The 3,392-nt window shown below is 30.0% G+C and carries 2 protein-coding genes; both read left to right on the forward strand.

Annotation, left to right across the window (positions count from 1 at the left end; all coding sequences use genetic code 11):
- The first annotated feature begins 846 nt into the window (after positions 1–846).
- Positions 847–2,448, forward strand: coding sequence for a CTP synthase (locus tag J7M77_RS09930; RefSeq protein ID WP_296878041.1), 1,602 nt, complete (start codon positions 847–849; stop codon positions 2,446–2,448).
- Between the two features lie 111 nt (positions 2,449–2,559).
- On the forward strand, positions 2,560–3,392 hold an 833-nt coding region (locus tag J7M77_RS09935), incomplete at its 3' end, for a histidinol-phosphatase HisJ family protein (RefSeq protein ID WP_296878043.1).

Below are 3,392 nucleotides of genomic sequence, written 5' to 3' on the forward strand. Positions count from 1 at the left end.
ACTGGGATGAAGCAATTCACAGAATCGCAATGAATGCTTATGAAGATCAATGTACACCAGCAAACCCAAGAATGCCAATCGTAAAAGATATGGAAGAAATCTTAAAAGTAACTTGGGATTATGAAAACAAATACGCTAAATAATTAAATTAGCGAATTCAAAGAAACAGCCTAAGCTGTTTCTTTTTAATATAAGATATGAGGGTAAAAATATTTTATAAGTAATTAGTAACTAATTTTAACTTTATGAATATTTAAATTTGCTTGATTAAAGCATTTATTTATTATTGTATCACTTTGAATATATTAAAAAATAATCACAAATTAGAAAATTGTTATTGATAAAAATAGTGATAATTAATTGACAATTACTGCAAAATAATCCATAATAATTTATGGTATTATAGTTATGTCAAGAAAAAACAATAATACTGCATAGATGACCCCTCTCCCATATAAATCATCTATGCACAAAAGGAACATTTTTGTTCCTTTTTATTATATGTAAATTTATTGAAAATAATCTTATTTTGATTGCTTAAGTTCATAAAGTGTTCACAATTCTCTTGTAGTATATAACCTGTCGTTAAGACAAGATAATATATTAGTATAGGTCACCCCCTTCTTCCCCAAGTATGACCTATACAGTAAAGGAAACGGTCCCCACGTTTCCTTTTTAATTGTCATTTTTTATTTTGTGATTATTTTTTATCATTAAATAGTATCATGAAAAAAAATTCTTGCTTGAATAATAAAAATTTTGTATAATATTAAAGGGCAATGAAATGTCTTCCATAGGAAGGCATTTTTATTTTTATAAATTACAAAAGATAGGAGAAATGAGAAAATGGCTAAATATATTTTTGTAACTGGTGGTGTGGTTTCTGGTTTAGGGAAAGGTCTAACTGCAGCATCATTAGGAAGAATTTTAAAACAACGAGGTTTAAAGGTTTTTATGCAAAAGCTTGACCCTTATATTAATGTCGATCCAGGAACGATGTCACCTTACCAGCATGGAGAAGTTTTTGTAACTAGTGATGGTGCGGAAACTGATTTGGATTTGGGACATTATGAAAGATTTATTGATGAACAGTTAAACCGTAATTCATCAATTACAACGGGAAGAATTTATAGTGATGTTATTTCTAAAGAACGGCATGGTGATTATTTAGGGGCAACAGTCCAAGTAGTCCCCCATATTACTAATGAAATTAAAGCAAAAATTTATGCAGCAGCGTCTAGTTCTAATGCTGATATTGTTATAACGGAAATTGGCGGGACAACTGGTGACATTGAAAGTTTACCATTTATTGAAGCGATTAGACAGATTCGTTTAGATCTGGGTTATGAAAATACTTTATATATTCATACTACTTTATTACCATATATTGGTGCTAGTCATGAAGTAAAAACTAAACCAACCCAACATAGTGTTAAAGAATTACGTGGCTTAGGGATCCAGCCGGATTTCATTGTTTGTCGAAGTGAGAAACATATTGAAAAAGAACTTAAAGAAAAAATATCATTATTTTGCAATGTTCCAGTGCAAAATGTAATTTCTAATTATGATGTCGAGGTACTTTATGAACTGCCAATGATGTTATTAAAACAGCACATGGATGATTTAGTTTTAAAACATCTACAGATTGAAGCACCACAGGCTGATATGCAAGAATGGCAAGATTTAATTGAACGGGTCAAAGGTTTAGATCATGAGATTACAATTGCTTTAGTTGGAAAATATACACAATTACCTGATGCCTATTTATCAGTAAATGAAGCATTAAGACATGCCGGGTATTATGAAAATAGCATTGTCAATATTGATTTTGTTGATTCAGAAGAGATTACTAAAGATAACGTTGCCGATAAATTAAAAAATGCTGATGGAATAATTGTTCCTGGTGGATTTGGACATCGCGGTATTGAAGGAATGATCATTGCAATTGAATATGCTCGTAAAAATAAGTTACCATTTTTAGGAATTTGTTTAGGAATGCAGTTGGCTACGATCGAGTATGCACGCAATGTTTGTGGTTTATTGGATGCAAATTCAATTGAATTTGAAGAATTAACGAAAACACCAATCATAACCTTAATGTCGGATCAGTCGCTTATGGATATGGGGGGAACACAGCGCTTAGGAAATTACAAGTGTGCATTAAAAGCTAATTCTAAAGCGCGAGCTCTTTATGGTAAAGAGATGATTGAAGAACGTCATCGTCATCGTTATGAATTTAATAATGATTATCGTAAATTATTAGAAGATAATGGATTAGTGATTGCCGGAATTAATCCGGAACGTAATTTAGTAGAGATTATTGAAATTGAAGATCATCCATATTTCGTGGCTTGTCAATTCCATCCGGAATTTACTAGTCGTCCTAATCGTTCACAACCGTTATTTCAAGGTTTGATAACTGCTGTTTGTAAACAAAAATATCAATAAGGTACTACGGTACCTTTTTGTTTTGAAAAAATTTTTTCAAAACATGGCAATAAAAATACTTTATCATGATGTTGCGATATAATATAGAAAAAGAAAATAGGAGGAATAATTATGTTTTGCGATTATCATGTTCACTGTGAATTTAGTGATGATTCTCTTTATGATATGGAAGATTGTGTCAAAGATGCTATTAGTATTAATATGCAGGAAATATGCTTTACTGATCATGTTGATTATGGGGTGAAAAAAGATTGGAGCGAAGGTAATATTCAATATCGTAGTGGAGATCCTCTAGCTAATGTTGATTATCCTAAATATTTTGAAAAATTAGCGTATTTAAAAGAAAAATACCAAGATCAAATTGTTATTAAGCAGGGGATGGAATTTGGAGTCCAGCATCATACAATTGATAAATATGAAAATTTATTTAAAAAGTATGATTTAGATTTTGTTATTTTATCAATTCATCAGGTTAATGATAAAGAATTTTGGAATTATGAGTTTCAAAAAGAAAGTAGTGAGGCTGAATTTTATCAAGCATATTATGATGAAATGTATCGCGTAGTCCAAAATTATCATCATTATAGTGTTTTAGGACACATGGATATGTTGAAGCGTTATGACAATAAAGATGGTTATGATGCTTTTAAAAACCATCAGGATATTATTACTAAAATTTTAAAATATATTATTGCAGATGGTAAGGGAATTGAAGTGAACACTTCTTCGTTTAGATATGGTTTGGATGATTTAATGCCATCTAAAGAAATATTAAAACTTTATTTATCATTGGGTGGTAAAATTTTAACGATCGGTAGTGACAGTCATGAAAAAAATCACCTTTTAAATTCTAATATTGAAAATGTCAAAAAGATATTAAAAGAAATTGGATTTACACAATATTGTACTTTTGAAAAGATGAAACCTATTTATCATTCTTTATA

Source organism: Thomasclavelia sp., from assembly GCF_017889095.1.
GTDB lineage: Bacteria > Bacillota_I > Bacilli_A > Erysipelotrichales > Coprobacillaceae > Thomasclavelia.

What these genes read in the sequence shown, in the direction of transcription:
- J7M77_RS09930 (WP_296878041.1), top strand. Translation starts at nt 847, where the DNA reads ATGGCTAAATATATTTTTGTAACTGGTGGTGTGGTTTCTGGTTTAGGG.